Source organism: Undibacterium sp. TC9W (assembly GCF_049339865.1).
Lineage (GTDB): Bacteria > Pseudomonadota > Gammaproteobacteria > Burkholderiales > Burkholderiaceae_D > Undibacterium.
Map to the genome: position 1 here is coordinate 280,278 of NZ_JBMPPJ010000004.1, position 20,689 is coordinate 300,966.

Consider the following 20,689-nt stretch of genomic DNA (forward strand, 5'->3'; position numbering starts at 1 on the left):
GAGCCTTGCGTCATACCTGGAGAATAGAATTTTTGAGCAGGAGACAGATATGAAAAGCAGATGGCATCATGCCCCGGCCATTGTTACTCCTGCAAACCCTCCAGTACGCCAAAGTACGCTGGTTTGGCCTGTCCTTTGTCGTCAAACAGCAGCGGCCAGTCCGGATAAGGTTTGTTGTCCAGCAACCATGAGTCCTTGTCCAGCAAACCCCAGAAGGTGATACCGCCGCGCTGGGTAGGCGGCACGCTTTGCAGGTAAGCGCTGACGATGTCCCGGTACCTGGCTTTTTGCAGTTGTGCCCGTGCCGGGTCAAGACTGGCTGCCTTCTGTTGTTGATTCAGGCTGACATCGAGTTCTGAAATACGTACCTGCAGGCCACGTGCAGCCACCGCCTGCAGTGCAGTTTTGATCTGCGCGATATCCGGGCTATCGATACTAACATGCATCTGAAAACCTATGCCATGCAAGGGGATGTGACGGCGCTGGAAGTCATCCACCATATCCAGCATGAACTGCAATTTGTCGGACTTGCTCTCCATGTTAAAGTCGTTGTAGTACAGCACTGCGGCAGGGTCGGCTTCATGGGCGGCGATGAAGGCCTGTTCTATGTAGGCGGGGCCCAGTTTTTCAAGAAAGAGGGTGGCACGGTATTGTTTGGGATGCTTGTTATCTATCGCTTCATTGACGACATCCCAGCTCTTGACCTTGCCTGCAAAATGCCTGCAAATTTGCTGTATATGCTCGCGCAGCATCGCTTGCCAGTCACCCTGATAGTTTTTCATCCAGACAGGTAGCTGGTAATCATGGTGCCAGATCAGGGTATGGCCATGCAATATCATGCCATGTGCGCTGGCATAGTCTGCCAGCGCATCCGCCGCTGCAAAATCATAGGTATCAATGGCGGGGTGCAGGAAGCGCATTTTCATTCCATTTTCTGCGACGATGCTGTTGAACTGCGCATTGATGAGTGCAGCACTTTCCCTGATGTCGGCCATATCACCAGGTTCATTGCCCACATTCAATGCGACTCCGATGGGAAACCTGGCATTGTCTTTCAATGCGGGCACAGGTGCTGCAGATTGCGCCCGGCTATCAGGCTGGCAGAAACAGCAGATCAAAGCGAGCAAGGTCGCGGTAAAGCGGTAAGACATGATGTCGGGCATGTTATTTGCAAGGTGGTCATCCTACAACATTGCCATGTAAATACCAGTGAAGCGGCTAAATAATCATGTTTTTCTGATGAGGCTTGGCAAATTTCATGTGCTTTGTGATCGGTTGTCATACAACAGTCATGTGCATACTTTATGATCGCCGGACTTTTCCACTTCAGATCAGACCTGCATCATGACCTCTGCTTATCGCTTGAAACACTGCTTGAAACGCCTGCCGCTGGCTTTAATGATCAGCACCGCACTTACTCTTATGGCTTGTGGTGGCGGCTCGAACACCGTGGCGACCGATACCGTCGTCATCGAAGGTCCGCTGGTGATACCGGCACCGCCTGCTGATCCTGGCACGGTTGATAGCGCACCGGTGCCTGCCGGTGTGCCCGCCTTTGTCGATAATGTCGCCAGCAACCAGCGCGGGGACGCCAGATATGCGACGCTGGAAACCAATGCGGGTGTGCGCGTATTGTCTGGCTTTCTCGCCATCTGGCAGCCACTGACCCTGATCGTGGATGCTGGTGTGACCGCACCTGCGGTAGATAATTTCCCGGCAGTAGTCACTTCCAAATGGACAGGTGTGCCAAATGACGGCACGCCAGATGGCACTATCCTGAACCGAGCAGTGCATGATGCCAACATCAGTTACGTTGCGAACCTGACTGGCAAACGCACGCCTGAACAGGAGCTGGCTGCCTACCTCGATGACCGTCGCGGCAAAGGCTATAGCGTGACCGATGGCCTGGGACCACTGACAGCCGCATGGCGTAGTGCAGCCCAGCAGACTACCAGCATCACTGCCATCCCGGCTGATGCAGGCACGGTTTTATACAATGACAGCGGCAATAATACAGGTGTGGGTGGCACGGCCAATACCAGCTTTGGCAATGCCGTCGATCTGTTGTCGCTGATAGGTAATAACGGCTCCACCGAACCGGCCAAGCGCTTTTATAAATATGCCCGCCCTTACCGCTGGAGCAGCCAGGTCATCGTCGTGCCATCACTGGTACCAGCCAAGAGCACGACACCAGCAACCGATGGTGGTTTCACCAGCGGCCACTCGGCAGAAGCGACCCGCGACGTCATTGCCATGGCTTATATGGTGCCCGAGCGTTTTCAGGAATTGTTGAGCCGTGGCCTGGAACTCGGTGAAAACCGCATCATGGCAGGCATGCATTCACCACTCGACGTCATGAGTGGCCGCATACAGGCACAGGCCGTAGCCGCCGCTAACTTGTATGATGCTGCCAATACAGCGAAGAAAACCGCAGCTTATGCACAGGCTCACGCCACGCTGATGACGCAAACCAATACCACGGCAGACAGCTTCAATGCCTATGCTCATTCTGCCACTGCAACGACAGACCGTTTTGCTGACTATGCCAGCAACAAGGCCAACTACCTGCGCCGCATGACCTATGGCTTTGCGCCGATTGCGGCCACTAATGCTGCCCCTGTCGTACCCAAGGGGGCAGAAGTCTTGCTGGAAACCCGCTTGCCTTATTTGAGCGATGTACAACGGCGCGTGGTCTTGAAAACCACGGCCATGGCGTCTGGTTACCCCGTCATGGATGATGCTGAAGGCTGGGGCAGGCTTAACCTGTTTGCTGCCGCTGATGGTTATGGCAGTTTTGTTGGCAATGTCATTGTCAACATGGATGCCACCAAAGGTGGTTTCAATATCATGGATATCTGGCGCAATGACATCAATGGCAACGGCAAACTCAGCAAACTCGGTAGCGGCACATTGAAGCTGGCAGGCAATAATAGCTGGACCGGTGGCACGCAAATTGATGCCGGTACAATCGAAGCCAATTCAGCCACGGCCTTTGGTAATGGCGATGTGTATAGCGGCGCTGGCGTCATCGTCAATACTGCAGGCAATCTGGCAATCGCAGGCAAATACACGCAGTTAGCCAGCGGCACACTGGAGATCAACCTGCGCAGCGCGCAAAGCCAGATGCAGGTTGGCAGCACAGTCACCATCGCTGGCGGCAGCTTGCGCATACGCTTCCAGAATGGCTACAAACCCGGCGTTGGCGACACCCTTACCGTTATCAATGCAGGCAGCCTGAAAGGCAAGTTCACCAGCATCACGGTGGATGGATTTACTGCGACGCCGACTTACACTGCGACCAGTCTGCAACTGAAGCTGACTGCCTGATGCGCTAGTGAGTCGTTTTGTTTTTGGTTTGCGCAGCAATGTATGTTGAGGATTTAAATTTGCTGCGCACGCGTGTAAGATGTGGACATTCTTTTTCAGTACAGATTTGTACCACATCGCACCATGAGCGAAACACCACAACGCTTTAAAGCAGGCGATTTTTACCTGGAGCTGCCCAAAGGCAGTTCCTTCTCTGCCGACCCAGCTGCTGCGCCAGTCACAGCAGACAAGCCGGACACACCCGAGCCCCTGGAAGAGGCGCAATACGTCTATCGCCCAAATGATCCCTTCCAGGCATCAATAGACGAAGCCCGCGCAATTGCCAGTATCAGCAGCAGCCAAAAAAGCTGGGTCAAGAAAACCTGGTTTGCCCTGTTTGTTGTCGGGCCGCTAGTCTATGCAGAGTTATTTGCGATAGGCCTGAGCATCAATGGTGATATGGAAAGTCCTGGTCTTGCCTTCCTGATTTCAAATGCGCTCATCATGCCGGTCTGGCTGATCTATTACACGATCTGGCGCAGGAAGGTGAAGTCTTGAAACCGCACAGTCTCAGGTCGCAAGGACTAGCTCAGACTGGATGTCCGTTGCTGACGCGTATGCAATTGCGCCCCGAGACTTGGCGTAATACAGTGCTTTGTCGGCCGCCTCTATCAATTCCAGTGGTTGATTGTTTTCCCTGACGGGGACAAAGGCATCGATGCCAGCGCTGATGGTGACTACGCCGGTGGCATTGCCTGAGTGCTTGAGTTCCAGCGGGTAAATTGCCTGTCTGATGCTTTCAGCGACCTTCATGGCACCTGCAACATCGGTGCCTGGCAATAAAACGACCATTTCTTCACCGGCATACCGTGTGCTCAAGTTCCCTGGCCTGTGTTTACCGGCGGCCACTACTTTACTGATCGCGCGCAGGCATTCATCACCGGCTGCGTGGCCGTAGATGTCGTTATATTGTTTGAAGCAATCTACATCGATCATGATCAAAGCCAGGGAACTGGCATTGCGCATGGCGCGGCTGAATTCATCTCTCAGGGCAATATCAAACTGACGCCGGTTGGCCAGACCCGTCAGTCCATCCTGCATGGTGAGTTTTTCCAGTGTCCGGTTTAATTGTTCGAGAGAGTTGCGTGCCCTGACCAGCTCGGCTTCTGCCTGCATACGCAATGCGATCTGTCGTATCAGGCGTGAGCTTATGAATGCCAGTACGATGATCAGACAGCTCACACCTATGGCGTAAATAATGGCGTTAGATTTCCAGTCCGCCAATACTTCGTTGCGTGACAGGGCGGCAGAAACTACCAGCGGGTATTCATCGAGTTGACGGTAACTATTGATGCGGACAACACCGTCCTGGGCAGAAGTAAATGTTTTCGTCGCAGCCCTGGCCTGGGGGAGATACTCACGGAACAAGTGGAACTGCGAAATAACTTTGCCCAAAGTTTTTTCTTCAAACGGACGCCGTCATAAAATAATGCCTGGGTTGGGCGCTCGGTAATTATGGCTGTCATGGTTGTCATGAAGAGGCACCTTCCATCATTGTTTAAGGCCACCTGCAATAAGTGACAAGAGTCTCATTATCTTAATCGGCAAAATCAGTGCAAAATAGATAATTATTATAGAGATTGATTATAGAGCGCATTAGCAATCAGATATGATTTTCTTCAATTCTGTGCCGTGACTCTCTCTGTTTTTTGCCAGCAAGCCTATTTCCGTATTGCATGCTATCAGCATGCTATTACTTGTGCCGCGATTGTTATTTTTTGTGACGCAGAAAGAGAACTACTCCATTCTTATCCCTATTTTTGGGCCAATTTCGGTCAATTTCTCCTATGACAGCGACATATTTATTTGTTGCTGCAATCAATTTCCATGCAGCTCTGCAAAAAATTTTAAACTGGTATAAACTGTTGACTAGTCAATGAATATTGTTGCTTCCATGAATCCCGAAAATCAAAATTCAGAGTTTTTTGCTCATCAGGTTGAAGAAAGCGTGGGTTACTTGCTTGCCCGATCCCGCACCATGTTGTCACGTGCCATTGATGAATCCCTGCGTCGCCTGGATATTACCCATGCCCAGGGCAGTGTATTCATGATGCTGTCCATGGGGAGTTGCCATACCGCGGCTGACCTGGCGCGCGAGTTGTTTATTGATTCTGCCGCTATGAAACGCACGCTGGACAAACTTGAAAGCAAGGGTTATGTGCAGCGCATCGTCGATGAGAATGACAAGCGCCTGTTCAAGCTCGCGCTGACCAGTAGCGGCAAGCAACTGGCGGCGCAATTGCCCGCCGTGTATTCAGAAGTACTGGATGTGGGTTTTACCGGGTTTGCTCCTGAAGAAATCAGTTTTCTCAAGTATCTCTTGCGCAAATTGCTGGCCAACAGATCTACCCTTGAAGCATGGATGGCAAAGAATAATTAGTTGCTTGGGCAATAAATTCGTTAGCCAATTTTAGTCATCATTTTTGACATCGTTTTTTGACATCATCCATATGAAAAAATCTCTTTTCAAACCAGCTACGGCCGCATCCAGCCTGCGCCTGCTGCTCAGTGCCTCTGCATTGTGCCTGCTGTCGGCTTGCGTCAGTTATCAGGGCATACAAAGCCAGGCGCAACTCAAGACACTGACGGCGCAAGCGGGTGCCTTCCCTGACCAGGGCGGCAATGCTGCCTGGCCGGATTTGCAATGGGCAAGCAGTATAGGTGGCGCAGAGTTGCAGGCATTGATAGACCGTGCGCTGGCCAACCACCCCAGCCTCCAGGCTGCTGCTGCGCGTTTGCAGGCAGCGCAGGCTGCTACTGCTTTCGTAGGTGCCAACAAATTGCCATCGGCTAATCTGAGTGTCGATAGCACTTACCAGCGCTTTACCGAGCATGGCCTGGTGCCGCCGCCACTGGCAGGTACATACAATACAAATAACCAGATCAGTTTCAATGCCACTTATGAACTGGACTTCTGGGGCAAGCACAGTGCCGAAATGCGTGGTGCATTGTCGCAGGAAAAAGTGGCAGAAGCCGAAGCGCAAAGCGTGCGCCTGATGCTCAGCAATGCCATCGCCCGTACCTGGTTACAACTGGCACGCCAGAATGCACAGTTGGAACTCAGCAAGCAGCAACTGGCTGTGCGTGAACAGTTTGATAGCCTGACGCAGCAACGTGTCAAGGCTGGTCTTGACACTAAAGTAGAAGTGCAGCAAAACCTGGTGCAATTGTCTGGCCTTAAAAACGACATCGCCCAGTGGCAGGAAGCGATGGCGCTGACGCGTAACCAGATCGCTGCCTTGCAGGGCCTGGGTCCGGAGGAAGGCAAGCTGATTGCCACACCAAAATTCGCGCCTGTGGCAGATGTCGCTTTGCCGGGTAATTTGCCACTGGAATTACTGGGCCGTCGTCCTGATATCGTCTCGGCGCGCTGGCGCGTAGAAGCAGGGCAGGGTGACATTGATGTCGCCAAGACCCAGTTCTATCCCAACATCAATATCGTTGGCTTCGTTGGTTTGTCCAGCCTGGGTCTCTCCAATCTGGCCAATAGTGGCAGCGGCATCATAGGTGCAGGCCCGGCCATACGCTTGCCGATATTCGAAGGTGGCCGCCTGCGTGCGCAATTAAAAGGCAAGGTCGCCGCTTATGATGTGGCGGTGGCGACGTATAACCAGAGCCTCACGGATGCCCTGCATGAAGTCGCTGACCAGGTGCAGATATTACAGGCCAGTCAGTCACAATTGGCTGAGCAGCAAGCCGCCGAGCAGGCTGCCCGCGTTGGCCTGCAACTGGCGCAGCAAAGACAAAAAGCGGGCACTGCCAACAAGCTGCCAGTGCTGGCTGCTGAAAGTGCCGTGCTGTCGCAACAAAAACTCTCGCTGGATCTGGCAGTGCGCCATACCGAAGCACGCATCAACCTGATCAAGGCATTGGGCGGTGGATATGAGAGCAAGGCCTTGCCTGCGACCAATGTTACTGCCGCCAGCACCAATCAAACCGTCACTCAATCACTAGTTAAAAACACACCGGAGGCTGCGTTATGAACGCCCCAGATCAAAACAAAACCGTCAGCGTACCTGCTCAGCCTGAATATGCACCAGATAAAAGCGGCAAGCGGCGCGTGCTGCTGATTATCATTACCCTCATCGTATTGGTGGCTATTGCAGCCTATGCGACATGGTGGTACACAGTAGGCCGCAATTTTGAACATACTGAAGATGCCTATGCGGCCGGCAATGTCGTGCAAGTGACATCGCAAGTTGCCGGTACTGTGGTTGCCATCCATGCTGACGATACTGACGTGGTACAGGCAGGTAAGCCACTGGTCGAACTCGACAAGACCGATGCCAAAGTGGCCGTCGATCAGGCCGAAGCCCAGTTGGCACAAACCGTGCGCGAAGTGCGCGTATTGTTTGCCAATAATGGTAGCCTGCAAGCCAATGTCAGCCTGCGCAGTAGCGAAGTAGAAAGAGCCAAATCTGACCTGGCACGCCGTAATCAATTGCTGAGCACTGGCGCAGTCTCTGCCGAAGAACTGGAACATGCGCGCAATGCCGTCAAGAGTGCAGAAGCCGCATTGCAAGCTGCGAATGAACAACTGACATCCAACCGCACACTGACAGAAAATACCACCGTCACCCAGCACCCGAATGTCTTGCGTGCTGCTGCCCGTGTACGTGAAACCCTGCTGGCCCTGAGCCGCACCAGCCTGCCAGCACCCATGAATGGCTTTGTCGCCAAACGTGCCGTGCAAGTCGGTCAGCGCATCGCTCCCGGTTCACCTTTACTGTCCATTGTGCCTTTGAATACCTTGTGGGTGGATGCTAATTTCAAGGAGGTGCAACTCGCTCACATGCGCATAGGCCAGGATGTGGAATTGCATTCAGACCTGTATGGCAGTGATATTAGCTATCACGGCAAGGTGCTCGGTATGTCAGCAGGTACGGGTTCTGCCTTTGCCTTGCTGCCAGCACAAAATGCCAGCGGTAACTGGATCAAGGTGGTGCAACGCGTACCAGTGCGTATCAGCCTCGACCCTAAAGAGCTGGAAACCCATCCTTTGCGTATCGGTGTCTCCATGCAGGTAAAGGTTAATATTTCGCAACAGCAGGGCGCACCTGTGACTGCTGCCGCGCGCACCGCACCTGCTTACCAGACTGCTGTGTTTGAACAAAATGGTCAAGATGCTGACAAGCGCATCGCCGAGATTATCGCAGCGAATCTGCCAGCAAGTAAAGACAGCAAGACTGCTGCCATGGCAACTGCGGTCAATTCTAAAACCAAGGGTATGTAATGAGCGCGCCCCCACGTCCACAGGCACCGCATCCGCCACTGAAAGGTGGGCAACTGGCAATGGGCACGCTGGCCCTGTCGCTGGCGGTGTTCATGAATGTGCTGGATTCATCGATTGCCAATGTGTCGATACCGGCCATCTCCGGTAACCTTGGTGTCTCCCCGCAGCAAGGCACCTGGGTTATCACCTCGTTTGCGGTAGCGAATGCGATCTCTGTACCGCTGACAGGCTGGCTGACTACGCACTTTGGCCAGGTCAGGTTGTTTCTGTCATCTATCCTGCTGTTCGTCATTTCATCGTGGCTGTGCGGTATGGCACCGAATATCGAGATTTTGATTGCTGCGCGTATCTTGCAGGGCGCAGTTGCCGGCCCCATGATCCCGCTGTCACAGGCCTTGTTGCTGGGTAGTTACCCGCCCGCCAAAAGCTCCATGGCGCTGGCGCTATGGGGGATGACCACTCTCGTCGCGCCCATCATGGGGCCTTTGCTGGGTGGCTGGATATCAGATAATTATTCCTGGCCCTGGATTTTCTATATCAACATTCCGGTAGGATTGTTTACTGCCTGGGCTACCTGGTCCATCTACCGCAAACGCGAATCTGCCATCAAGAGCCTGCCTATCGACAAGGTTGGTTTGTTCTTGCTGGTGGTTTGGGTGGGCGCTTTGCAAATCATGCTCGACAAGGGTAAGGAGCTGGACTGGTTCAATTCTGGCGAGATCATCCTGCTGACTGTGATTGCTGTCATCGGTCTGATTTATTTTGTCGTGTGGGAACTGGGGCAAGACCATCCCGTGGTTGATCTGTCGCTGTTCAAGGGACGTAATTTCAGTGCCGGTGTGGTGGCGATTTCGATAGGTTATGGCCTGTTCTTTGGCAGCCTGGTCATCATGCCATTATGGTTGCAGACGCAGCTGGCTTACACCGCTACTGAGGCGGGCAAGGTCATGGCACCAGTTGGCATCTTCGCGATTATTCTGTCACCCATCATAGGCAAGATATTGCCCAAGGTGGATGCCAGAAAGGTTGCGTCTGCTGCCTTCATGGGGTTTGCGCTAGTGTTCTTCCTGCGCTCGCGTTTCAATACCGAGGTGGATACTTATACCCTGCTGATCCCTACGTTGATACAGGGTGCAGCGATGTCGATGTTCTTCATCCCGCTTACTTCGATTATCCTGTCAGGCCAGCCACCGGATAAAATCCCGGCGGCATCGGGCTTGTCGAACTTTGTGCGTATCATGTGCGGCGGCATGGGAGCCTCCATCATGACCACCATCTGGGACAGCCGCAGCACCCTGCACCATGCCCAGATTGCAGAAAACACTGGCAGCAGCTTTCCGACCTTTGTGCAAACCGTGCAGAGCCTGATGCAGCAAGGCATACCAGAACAAGGTGCCTATGCCATCATAGACCGCACCATCAGCGTACAGGCCAGCACCATGGCCGCGACGGATATTTTCTGGATGTCGGCTTACATGTTCATTGGCCTGATAGGTCTGGTGTGGCTGACCAAACCAAAAAAATCGGCGGTACCTGTGGATGCAGGTGGGGCGCATTAGATTCAGTGTTGAGATTACAAAAAGGCTTGCAGGTATAAACTTGCAAGCCTTTTTCTTTATCATGCCTGTCACATTTCAGTCGGGGCATATCAGGGTAATTCAGGTGTGCGTGGCTGGAATCTATCGCTTCTACAGCAAGCTAAAACTTGTTGATCACAATTTCGCCAACTTTTTCTTTCTTGTTGACACTTGTTCCTGATTCAGGGTGCGTGGTAGTGATTTTGACGATGCTGACCGTTGCCTTGTAGGGAATGAGATTTCCATCGCATTGAAAGTAGCGGCGTGCTTCGTACTGGTCTGCTTCTGTCAGGCCCTGCATGCTTTCACAAGGATTTGTCAGTGTAGCTATCAATTGAGGGAGTTGTCCCTTGTTGACATATTCTTCTGCCACTTGAACTTCACCACATTCAAGCCTTAATGCTTGCAAAGTCCAGACACTGCAATTGGGTGACAAATTCAAAGTTGCTGAAACCTGAGGGGAGTTGGCAATCACCACCAGTTGCTTGCTGATGTTGTTGGTGCCTGACATGACAGTCAGTTGCAACAGCAAAAAAATATAACAGATTGCAGCAGAAAATATACCCAGTAACAAGGAGAGAGGTATAGCCCTCTTTTTAAACTGTTCTGCTCCTGGAGATTTAAGTGGCAAGTTGAGTCCTGTGTTTTGCTTGATTAATTCTTTCATGGTTGTTGATTTTATACTGATTCAATCCCTGGATTGATCGGGCGCCAAACATTTTCCAAAAAAGTAAACTTGAATAATTACAGTTTAACTGTTATAAAGTACTGTATGAATACTACTTCTGATAAAAAAGACAGCAGCTATCTGCTCCCTGAACTCTGTTTGATGGCAGAGATGTCAGTACGCACTGTGCGTTACTACATGCAGATAGGTCTGGTCAGCAAGCCTGAAGGCGGGACGCGGGCGGCGCGCTATGGAGCGCAGCATCTCGAACAATTGTTGCTGATCAAGAAGTGGAGTTCAGCGGGGGTCTCACTGGAGCGCATACGTGAATTGCTGCACGGCGCACCTGCCCCGGTAGAGATGAAACAACAGCAAATCGGGTCAATTTCTGTCTGTACACATTTGACGGTAGCGCAGGGGGTGGAGCTGGTGATCGATGCCGGCAAAGCAGGCTGGACCCCGGAGCAGCTCAGGGAATTCGTCAGGCAGGCTATCGAATTGGCAGAGCGTATGAAAAACAACCAGGACGCATGACAGCACGCATAACAACACACATCAATGCGAATGGCTAGCACAGAGAGGATGAATATGTTTAACCAAAATACGGCCACAATACAATCCAGCCAGGGACAGGCAATGGCCTTGACCAAGGTCAGGGCGACGGGTGTCATACAAGGCATGCTACTGGACATGCAGCTTACCCAAAGTTTTATCAATCCATCGGACAAAGAACATGTGGAGGTGTTATATACCTTCCCTTTGCCTGTGGATGCAGTTTTGCTGGATATAGAAGTCGAGCTGGATGGCAAGAAGCTATCCGGCGCTGTCGTACCCAGGAAAAAAGCTGAGATCGATTATGAAGAAGCCATCTCTGAAGGCAATACGGCTTTCATGTTGCAAGAAAATGGTGACCGCAGTTATAGCCTCAGCATAGGCAACCTGGCGCCGGGTGAAGCGTGCACGCTGAGCATGCATTACGCGCAAAGCCTGCGCTTTGCCGAGATGGATGGCATGAATGCCTTGCGCATTTGTGTGCCAACAGTGATTGCGCCACGCTATGAAATGACAGAGGCAGTTGCGACCAAAAAGCAAAACCTGTTTGAGCGCCTTACAACCCCCAGGCATGATATACGGGTCGAGTATCCGTTTGAGATCAGCTTGCGCCTGGCGGCTGCGGTGGCGGGTGCGCGTATTGCCTCGCCCAGCCATCCCATCAGCGTCATGCCTGGCGATGGCGGTACGATAGTCAGCCTGTCACGCAAGGGTAATCTCGACCGCGACTTTGTGCTGTGCCTGGACCAGTTCAGCCAGCAGGCTTTCAGCGTCCTGGGATGGGACTATCATCAGCCTGAGCATGTCGCTTTGCTGGCCAGTTTTTGCCCGCAAATTGCGGCTGCTGACATGACTGATGTGGCCGTCAAGCTGCTGGTTGATTGTTCTGGTTCCATGAATGGAGACAGCATCAGGGCGGCACGCACGGCCCTGAAAGAGATAGTCGAACAACTCAGTGCCGGGGATCATATTTCCCTGTCACGCTTTGGTAGTGAAGTGCAGCACCGTTCGCCGGCGATGTGGAAGTTTGCCAAACCCAGCAAGGCAGCAGCGCTGCGCTGGGTAGATGAGCTTGATGCCAGCCTTGGTGGTACCGAGATGGCATTGGCGCTGGAATCTACCTTTGCCATTCAGAGCAGTGGGCGCAGCGATGTGCTGATGATTACCGATGGAGAAATCGACAGCGTCGATAGCCTCATCAGCAGTGCCCGTGCTGCCGGGCAAAGGGTGTTTATTGTTGGTATAGGTTCCAGCCCGGCAGAAGTGCATCTGGAACGTCTGGCCAGGGCCAGTGGTGGCTCTTGTGAATATGTGGCGCCGGGCGAAGACGTGGCACCCGCCATCCTGCGCATGTTCATGAAATTGCGCTCGCCAGTCTGGCAGGATATCCGCATCGACACCGGCTTTGCCGGTCAACCACTGTGGTCCACGGCTATGCCAGCAAGTGTCTTCAAAGGTGAAACCCTGAACATGTTTTACCTTTTGCCAGAAAAGCCTCAGGGTCAGATGAAGCTTTTTGGCCGCTTGTCAGGGCAGGTTGAAGAAGTCGAATTGGGCAGCCTTGCATTGACAGCTGACTTGCAGGCTGAAACCAGCTTGTCACGCGTGGCTGCAGCGACTTATTTGTCCGGCATGCAAGGCTTGGCGGAGCAGGTATCGGTCGTGCAGGAACTGGCGGTGCAATATCAATTGATCTCCACAGAAACCAGTTTCCTGATCGTCGAGGAAAGAGCCGAAGATGAGAAGCCACTGGATATGCCTGCCCTGATGCAGGTAGCGCATATGTTGCCGGCAGGCTGGGGTGGGCTGGGGGCTATCGCGGGCGGTGTTTGCTCCGCGCCGGTCATGGCTGCGCCCGCTGCCGCCGGTGGTGCGGCCTATTCCTTATCCATGCTGGCAGCACCTGTGGCTGCTGCGCCGCCGGACCTGCGAAGCAGGCTGGCGACCTGGAAATTGTCGAAACGGGCCGCTCTGGACATGGCTGGTGAATCGGGCGACCGCTACATGGACGCCAGTAATCTGCCATCGCCTGTCGCAAAATGGTTGGTACTTGATGCAGAGGCAATGCAAGCGTTTTTTGAATACGCCAGCGCTGTTGGGGCAGACAGGGTAATCCGCCGTGACATGCATTATCAGGGGCTGACACCGCTGGGCCTGACTCTCTTGCTCAGATACTTCGACGAGCAATTGTGGCCAGACAGTTTTGCCGGGCTCAGACAGATACAGCTGGGTGAAGCTGTCATCGAATGGCTGGAACTGGCAATCTGGGAAGACTGCAAAGACCAGCTCAGCGCACAGCAAGTCATCAAACTCTTCTTCAGCATCATGGCCGAACCAGAAATGGTGGAACGTCTGCTGCAATCGCAAGAGCAGTGGGCAGGGTTGCAGGCTAGTGGCAGGACAAGTGCAGATACTGCGCAATTGCTCGGTGTGTCAGCAAACCCTGCTGCCAGTGCCAGGCTGGAAGCCCAGCTACGCAAAACAGTGCGTGAGCTTGATGCTGTAACCTGGTCGGAGTCTATCTTTTTGATGGATATGGAAGGGTAGGCAAGCCGTGTCAGACTTTGGGAGGGAGGAGCAGGGGCATTGTGCAAGGCATGGTGTCCTGCTCTCTCATTAAACGGATATTCCTGTAGATGTGGTTGAGGTAAATAGAGTCCTGCAGGTCTGATTTATTCATTCTTTAATGTCAAACGCATAATAGAGTTTCGGGGAAGGGGGCCTGATGACGGTTCACCATCTATCCCGCATCACTTACTTATGCAGCATAAATCTCCCAGCTAGGCTAATATCCCTGCCTTGAGCCGTGATTTTGGATTTATGTGAGTGTGTATTTATGAATAAGAAGTTTGTTGGCCTGGCAGTCGCGCTGGGTTTGCTGTTTGCGGGTTTGGGTATCTACGCGGGCAACCGCCAGACCACGCCCAAGCCACCTGCCGATAAGTCGGTCGCGCAATTGATGGCGCAGCAGTTCAAGGATAGCGAAGGTAAACCGCAATCCATGGTGGAATGGCAGGGTAAGTTCCTGGTCGTGAATTTTTGGGCGACCTGGTGCGCGCCTTGTGTGCAGGAAATGCCTGAGTTGTCTGCCATGCAAGATGGATACAAAGGCAAGTCCATACAGATTTTGGGTTTGGGTATAGATAGTCCAACAAATATTGCTGATTTTGCAAAAAAATATAAAATCAGCTATCCCTTGTTTTCTACGGGCATGGAAGGTTCTGAGTTATCGCGTCAATTGGGTAATACCGGTGGCGGCTTGCCCTTTACCGTATTGATTAATGCGGAAGGCAAGGTCGTAAAATCCTATCTTGGTCGCCTGAAAATGGATGAATTGCATACCGATATTGCCAAATATTCTTTGGAAAAATAAAAGAAGCGTCGTTTTTCCTTGCCAATCTGCGTCGATTAGCGGCAAAATGCGGCCATCTTCGTCAAATTGTAAGTGACTATGGCGCGCAAACTATTGCTGCTGAATGGCCCCAATCTGAATCTGCTCGGTACCCGCGAGCCTGCTACCTATGGCGCCACTACCTTGGCCGCGATAGAGGCTGCAGCGCAGGAACAGGCAAAAACAGCTGGCGCAGAGTTGTCATTTTTTCAAAGTAATCATGAAGGCGCATTAATTGACCGCATCCATGCTGCCCGCAATGAGCAAGTCGATGCTATTATCATCAACCCGGGCGGCCTGACGCATACCAGTGTTGCCCTGAGGGATGCGCTTGCTGGCGTGGCGATCCCGTTTATAGAAGTACATATATCGAATGTACATCAAAGAGAAGCCTTCAGACATCATTCATACTTGTCTGCAATTGCCAAAGGCGTCATCTGCGGCCTCGGTACTGAAGGTTACCGCCTGGCGATTGACTTTTCCCTGAAAAATATTTAAATTCTCGCATCTTCGCGTAATTTGCTGATAATGCCAGCTTATTTCGTATATAATCCAAACTTCGGCGGCAATTGTAGAGCTGTTTTCCTGCTCAGCATTGCGCGTCCCAATTAATTCAGAACCACTTTTTTCAAGGGGATTCCACATGGATTTAAGAAAACTCAAGACCCTGATCGACCTCGTAGCAGAATCAGATATCGCTGAACTCGAAGTAACTGAAGGTGAAGGCAAAGTCCGCATCGTCAAATCTTCTGCGATGCCGCAAAACCAGGTAGTCATGATGCAGCAACCCCAGCACCAGATGATGCCTGCCGCTGCTCCAGCCGCTGCCGCTCCTGTTGCAGCAGCACCAGTGGTGCCAGATGGTCATATTGTTAAATCTCCTATGGTCGGTACTTTCTACCGCTCGTCTTCCCCAGGTGCCGCTCCTTTTGCTGATATCGGCAAGAGCGTCAATGCTGGCGACACTCTTTGCATTATCGAAGCAATGAAATTGCTGAATGAAATCGAAAGCGATTTCACAGGCACGATCAAACAGATTCTGGTTGAAAATGGTCAGCCTGTTGAATACGGCCAGCCGCTGTTCGTGATTGGCTGATCCAGGCGCGCGTGCGCGAACTGAAGTCCGCTGCCCGTGTTGAGGGCGATCATACCGGACAGGTTTTCTGCTCACGCAATTGCAACCATTGCCACCGCAAAGTTAAATCATGTTTGAAAAAATTCTTATCGCCAATCGTGGTGAAATCGCGCTACGTATCCAGCGCGCCTGCCGCGAGATGGGTATCAAAACCGTGGTCGTGCACTCTGAGGCTGACCGCGAAGCAAAATATGTGAAGCTGGCCGACGAATCTGTTTGCATAGGCCCTGCTCCGTCGAATTTAAGTTACCTGAGCATGCCAGCCATCATCAGCGCAGCTGAAGTGACTGATGCCCAGGCCATCCACCCCGGTTATGGTTTTTTGTCTGAAAACGCCGACTTTGCTGAACGTGTAGAGCAATCCGGTTTTGTCTTCATCGGCCCGCGTGCTGAATCCATACGGATGATGGGTGACAAGGTATCGGCCAAGCACGCCATGATCAAGGCTGGTGTGCCGTGTGTACCAGGCTCTGAAGGCGCATTGCCAGACGACCCTAAAGTCATCGTGCAAACAGCCCGCAAGGTTGGTTACCCTGTCATCATCAAAGCCGCTGGCGGTGGTGGTGGCCGTGGCATGCGCGTGGTGCATACTGAGGCAGCTTTGCTCAATGCAGTCACCATGACCAAGTCAGAGGCCGGTGCAGCATTTGGTAATCCAGAAGTGTATATGGAAAAGTTTCTGGAAGACCCACGTCACGTGGAAATCCAGATCCTTGCTGACCAGCATGGCAATGCCATCTGGCTCGGTGAGCGTGATTGCTCCATGCAGCGCCGCCATCAAAAAGTCATCGAAGAAGCACCTGCACCAGGCATCCCACGCAAGATCATAGAAAAAATCGGTGACCGCTGCGCTGCCGCCTGCCGCAAGATCGGTTACCGTGGCGCTGGTACCTTTGAATTCTTGTACGAAAACGGCGAATTCTATTTCATAGAAATGAATACCCGCGTGCAGGTTGAGCATCCAGTGACAGAAATGATTACTGGTGTTGATATCGTGCAAGAGCAAATCCGTATTGCCTTCAATGAAAAACTGCGCTTCAAGCAAACCGATATCATGCTCAAGGGCCATGCCATTGAGTGCCGTATCAATGCCGAAGACCCGTTCAAGTTCATCCCTTCGCCAGGCCGCATCACCTCCTGGCATACACCGGGTGGCCCTGGTATACGGGTGGATTCGCATGCCTACGCAGGTTATTTCGTGCCGCCAAATTATGATTCCATGATAGGCAAGGTCATTGCCTATGGCGAAACCCGCGAACAGGCTATCCGACGCATGCAGATCGCTTTGTCAGAGATGGTGGTGGAGGGCATACAAACCAATATCCCGCTGCACCGCGAACTGATGATAGATGCGCGATTTATTGAAGGTGGTACGAATATTCATTACCTTGAACATAAATTGGCGGACATGCCGGAGTTGTCTAAAAAAAGTAAGTAATCGAAGTAACGACCTCTAAGCACAGAGACACGGAGGAAAGCGCTGGAGTTCTGTAGGTTGGGCTACGCATTACCAGCCCAACACTCAGCATCTGATTCTGTGCAGACGTTAATCGAAGGCGCAGTGTTGGGCTGGTAAAACGTAGCCCAACCTACGAAGTTGAAAAAGAAGCACAGAGAAAACACAAGTTTTTCCCTGTGCTTTTGGCTTTGTTACGGAGGCTCTGTGGTAAGCTTTTTGCTATTGAGAAGTTTTAATGCATTAAATTAAACTCATACCGCATATCCATGTTTATGCACGCATTGTCGATGAGGAATTTGTTTCTCTTGATTTTCTCTGTGCCTCGGTGGTGTAGCAGGGGTTTCGAACGGCAATGCTGTTCGCCTGCGAAACGAAGGCAGCATGCAGGCTGCCTTTCCTTCCTCTGTGGTGAGCCTTTTGGTTTTGAAGTACTTTGAAGTTTCTGGAAGTAATAACGCTGTATATAGAACGTAAGAAAGTAGCAATATGGGCTGGATAGAAATAGTCATAGAAGTAGCGCGTGAGCAGGCTGAGGCTTTGTCTGATGCTTTGATGGATGCGGGGGCCTTGTCGGTGTCCGTGGAAGATGCCGATGAAGGTACGGATGCTGAACGTCCGCTGTTCGGCGAGCCAGGCATGGAGCCTGATGAAGCCGCGTGGGACCGCAGCCGCGTGGTTGCCCTCGCTGATATCGACGCCGATCACGCAGAACTGGTGGCTGAAGCTGCCGCTGCGATTGGCCTTACTGTCGTGCCAGCCTACATCACCCGTAATGTCGAAGAGCAAGACTGGGTGCGCCTGACGCAATCGCAGTTTGCCCCTATTCATATCGGCAAGAATATCTGGGTCGTGCCTAGCTGGCATGACGCGCCTGATCCTGATGCTTTGATCCTGGAACTTGATCCTGGTCTCGCCTTCGGTACTGGCAGTCACCCAACCACCAAGCTGTGCATGGAATGGCTGGAAGCGCACGCGCCAAAGGATTTGTCTGTACTCGATTATGGCTGTGGTTCCGGCATCCTGGCCATGGTCGCCAGCAAGCTGGGTGCCGCCAGCGTCATTGGTGTGGATATTGATCCGCAAGCAATTGAGTCTGCGAACTTCAATGCTGAGCGTAATAGCTGCCAGATTGAATATGCGCTGCCAGAAGGTTTTGGTGCGGCTCATCCGGCATCGCAGAAATTTGATGTGGTCGTGGCAAATATCTTGTCCAGCCCATTGAAGTTGATGGCCCCAATGCTGGCGGGTCGTGTAGCCCCTGGCGGCTCGCTGATACTCTCGGGCGTGCTGGCAAGGCAGGCCGAAGAAGTGGCAGCAGCATACGAACCTTTCATCAAGCTCACCGTCTGGGCTGAGCATGAAGGCTGGGTCGCGTTGTCAGGCTCTTTGGCTAACTGAGGCGACTATGGCACTGGCGACCCGCTGCCCCCACTGTCAGACTGCCTTCAAGGTAGCCAATGATCAGTTGAAATTGCATGCGGGCCTGGTGCGTTGTGGCTCATGCCAGCAAACTTTTAATGCGGTAGAAAACCTGTTACCTGGCGATGGGCAAAAACCTGTACCGGCACCGGTACCTTCTCCAACGCCTGCCAGACCAGCAACTATGACGAGTGTCGCAACTCAGGCGACACCAACGGTAGCCACCGTGCCAGCGGCGGCCAGTGCTGCATCAGTCACACCAGCCACACCAGTCACACCAGCAGCACCTGACAAACCTGTTGCACCTGTCAGGCCGCAAGTCAGTGCATCGGTGCCAGCGCCAGCAGCAAAACCAGTCACGTCTGCCACGGCAAGCGAAGTTGTGGCAGAAAGCAAGCCAGAATCCAAGCCGGAACTCAAGCAGGACGCCAAGCCAGTGCCGGCAGAACATCTGTCGTCCCTGATAGAACCTGAGCCCAATTTCGAGCAGACGCGTATAGTGCCGCCGTCTCCCGTCACTCCTGTGGGCCGCTTCTTCCCGCCCGATGCGTTGCCGCAAGAAGACATGCTCTTGTCAGACAGTCTGGTGCCACCAGAAAGGCCCGCAGCTGTCGGCAAGCCAGCAAGCAGCGCTACTGCCAGGCCCGCAACAAAAGTGCTGGCCGCCATCAGCAAGGCCGAGCTGGAATTTGAGGCAGAAGCTTTTGACATGCCCAGGGATATTCCTCCGGCAACCAGGCCCGCCGTGCTTACTCCCGCCGCTGTTACTCCTGCCGCTGTTACTCCAGTCAGCACGGCGCCCACCACCGCAGAGCCGCAAAAGCTTGAACCTGTGCTGGACCCACTCAGCCAGCTCAAGGCAGACCCTGAACCGGCAGGTTTAAAAAAAGAACCTGTCATCACTAGCTCATCTGCTCTTGATTTTGACCTCGGTGATGGTGGCTTTTTGTTGCCATCTGAAGAAGTGCAGGAAGCTGATTTGTCCCGCATGGAACTGGAAACCCGTGCCGCCCTCATGGACCCGCCAACTGCCGACTGGTCAGTCAGCGAAGGTGCAGAAGACGCGGCGGACGGCAAAGAAAAACTGCCAGAATTCCCGGCCACTGAAATAGCCGATGCACATAGTGCCAGCAAGGTCTGGCGCCACAAAGATCATGCCGATGTGGCCGCACCAGATGATGCTGTGTCCATCAATGATGAGGTTGCAACGGCTACCACCGGCAATACTGTCGATGGCATACAAGGCGAAGCCTACATAGGCGAGGCCGAAGCCGCGCTCGCGCAGCAGGCCGCCGCCAATGAAGACTCCAGCAGTGATCCTGAAGAAGAGCCGGCCAAACCCAATTTTGTGATCCAGGCAGAAAAACAGCGTTCCCGCAAACGCATGGCCAACATCATGCTGGGCCTGATGGTTGGCTTGCTGCTACCTTTATTGCTGGGCCAGTCTGCCTATATCTTCCGTAACCAGCTCGCTGTCCGCATGCCAGAAACCAAACCCTGGTTGCTGCAGGCATGCAAATACCTGAATTGCCAGGTGACTTTGCCTGCACAGATAGAAAAAATTGCCGTTGATTCAAATGAATTGCAAAACCTGGCACCAGAGCGTAATGTCTTCATGCTGGTCATGCAAATCCAGAACCAGAGCGACGTTGCGCAGACCTGGCCAAATATAGAACTGGTCTTGAACGACGTCAAAGACAAGCCCCTGTTGCAGCGCGCTTTTACCCCGGCAGACTATCTGACCGAAAAAGACAAGCTGGCAAAAGGCTTTGCTGCTGGAGGCGAACAAAGCATCAAGCTGTATTTTGAGCTGCCTGTACTTAAACCTGCGGGTTTTCACGTAGGTGTGTTTTATCCTTGATGTCCTTGACACCGATAGACTGATAAAAC

At 52.7% G+C, this 20,689-nt stretch carries 17 protein-coding genes; 14 read left to right on the forward strand and 3 right to left on the reverse strand.

Annotated features, from left to right (window positions below):
* Positions 1-83 precede the first annotated feature (83 nt).
* Positions 84-1,163, reverse strand: coding sequence for an endo-1,4-beta-xylanase (locus tag ACO0LN_RS07210; RefSeq protein WP_422972317.1), 1,080 nt, complete (start codon positions 1,161-1,163; stop codon positions 84-86).
* Between the two features lie 235 nt (positions 1,164-1,398).
* On the opposite strand from ACO0LN_RS07210, the gene ACO0LN_RS07215 reads away from it, so the two are divergent.
* A complete protein-coding gene (locus tag ACO0LN_RS07215; protein WP_422972524.1) occupies positions 1,399-3,327 on the forward strand; it encodes a phosphatase PAP2 family protein in 1,929 nt (642 codons plus the stop codon).
* 123 nt (positions 3,328-3,450) lie between these two features.
* Entirely contained in the window at positions 3,451-3,864 is a 414-nt protein-coding gene (locus ACO0LN_RS07220; protein ID WP_422972319.1) for a hypothetical protein, read from the forward strand.
* A gap of 12 nt (positions 3,865-3,876) precedes the next feature.
* On the opposite strand, the gene ACO0LN_RS07225 is transcribed toward ACO0LN_RS07220, so the two are convergent.
* Positions 3,877-4,761, reverse strand: coding sequence for a sensor domain-containing diguanylate cyclase (locus tag ACO0LN_RS07225; protein WP_422972321.1), 885 nt, complete (start codon positions 4,759-4,761; stop codon positions 3,877-3,879).
* 499 nt (positions 4,762-5,260) lie between these two features.
* Between ACO0LN_RS07225 and ACO0LN_RS07230 the strand changes: the two genes are divergently transcribed.
* From ACO0LN_RS07230 to ACO0LN_RS07245, 4 genes are all read left to right on the forward strand, one after another.
* Entirely contained in the window at positions 5,261-5,746 is a 486-nt protein-coding gene (locus ACO0LN_RS07230) for a MarR family winged helix-turn-helix transcriptional regulator (RefSeq protein ID WP_162060596.1), read from the forward strand.
* A gap of 70 nt (positions 5,747-5,816) precedes the next feature.
* Complete coding sequence (locus ACO0LN_RS07235; RefSeq protein WP_422972323.1) at positions 5,817-7,349, forward strand: efflux transporter outer membrane subunit; 1,533 nt, start codon at positions 5,817-5,819, stop codon at positions 7,347-7,349.
* Positions 7,346-8,599 carry an HlyD family efflux transporter periplasmic adaptor subunit gene (locus tag ACO0LN_RS07240; protein ID WP_422972325.1) on the forward strand — a complete coding sequence of 418 codons (1,254 nt, stop codon included), beginning with the start codon at positions 7,346-7,348 and terminating at the stop codon, positions 8,597-8,599. Before ACO0LN_RS07235 ends, ACO0LN_RS07240 begins: the two co-directional genes overlap by 4 nt.
* A complete protein-coding gene (locus ACO0LN_RS07245) occupies positions 8,599-10,158 on the forward strand; it encodes a DHA2 family efflux MFS transporter permease subunit (protein ID WP_422972327.1) in 1,560 nt (519 codons plus the stop codon). Before ACO0LN_RS07240 ends, ACO0LN_RS07245 begins: the two co-directional genes overlap by 1 nt.
* A 139-nt stretch (positions 10,159-10,297) precedes the next feature.
* Here ACO0LN_RS07245 and ACO0LN_RS07250 read toward each other — a convergent pair whose 3' ends face one another.
* Complete coding sequence (locus ACO0LN_RS07250; RefSeq protein ID WP_422972329.1) at positions 10,298-10,807, reverse strand: hypothetical protein; 510 nt, start codon at positions 10,805-10,807, stop codon at positions 10,298-10,300.
* 141 nt (positions 10,808-10,948) lie between these two features.
* Between ACO0LN_RS07250 and ACO0LN_RS07255 the strand changes: the two genes are divergently transcribed.
* From ACO0LN_RS07255 to ACO0LN_RS07290, 8 genes are all read left to right on the forward strand, one after another.
* Positions 10,949-11,377 (forward strand): MerR family transcriptional regulator, encoded by a 429-nt coding sequence (locus ACO0LN_RS07255; RefSeq protein ID WP_422972331.1) that lies wholly within the window; start codon positions 10,949-10,951, stop codon positions 11,375-11,377.
* Positions 11,378-11,431: 54 nt separating this feature from the next.
* Positions 11,432-13,942: a VIT and vWA domain-containing protein gene (locus ACO0LN_RS07260; protein ID WP_422972333.1), complete on the forward strand. Its 2,511-nt coding sequence runs from the start codon at positions 11,432-11,434 to the stop codon at positions 13,940-13,942.
* Between the two features lie 289 nt (positions 13,943-14,231).
* Positions 14,232-14,768: a redoxin family protein gene (locus tag ACO0LN_RS07265; RefSeq protein ID WP_422972335.1), complete on the forward strand. Its 537-nt coding sequence runs from the start codon at positions 14,232-14,234 to the stop codon at positions 14,766-14,768.
* A 78-nt stretch (positions 14,769-14,846) separates the two neighbouring features.
* Positions 14,847-15,284, forward strand: a complete 438-nt coding sequence (gene aroQ, locus ACO0LN_RS07270; RefSeq protein WP_422972337.1) for a type II 3-dehydroquinate dehydratase — start codon at positions 14,847-14,849, stop codon at positions 15,282-15,284.
* Between the two features lie 145 nt (positions 15,285-15,429).
* Positions 15,430-15,882, forward strand: a complete 453-nt coding sequence (accB, locus tag ACO0LN_RS07275) for an acetyl-CoA carboxylase biotin carboxyl carrier protein (RefSeq protein WP_422950912.1) — start codon at positions 15,430-15,432, stop codon at positions 15,880-15,882.
* A 109-nt stretch (positions 15,883-15,991) separates the two neighbouring features.
* Entirely contained in the window at positions 15,992-17,359 is a 1,368-nt protein-coding gene (gene accC / locus ACO0LN_RS07280) for an acetyl-CoA carboxylase biotin carboxylase subunit (RefSeq protein ID WP_422972339.1), read from the forward strand.
* 507 nt (positions 17,360-17,866) lie between these two features.
* Entirely contained in the window at positions 17,867-18,778 is a 912-nt protein-coding gene (gene prmA / locus ACO0LN_RS07285; RefSeq protein ID WP_422972341.1) for a 50S ribosomal protein L11 methyltransferase, read from the forward strand.
* 7 nt (positions 18,779-18,785) lie between these two features.
* Positions 18,786-20,660 (forward strand): DUF3426 domain-containing protein, encoded by a 1,875-nt coding sequence (locus ACO0LN_RS07290; protein WP_422972342.1) that lies wholly within the window; start codon positions 18,786-18,788, stop codon positions 20,658-20,660.
* Positions 20,661-20,689 lie beyond the last annotated feature (29 nt).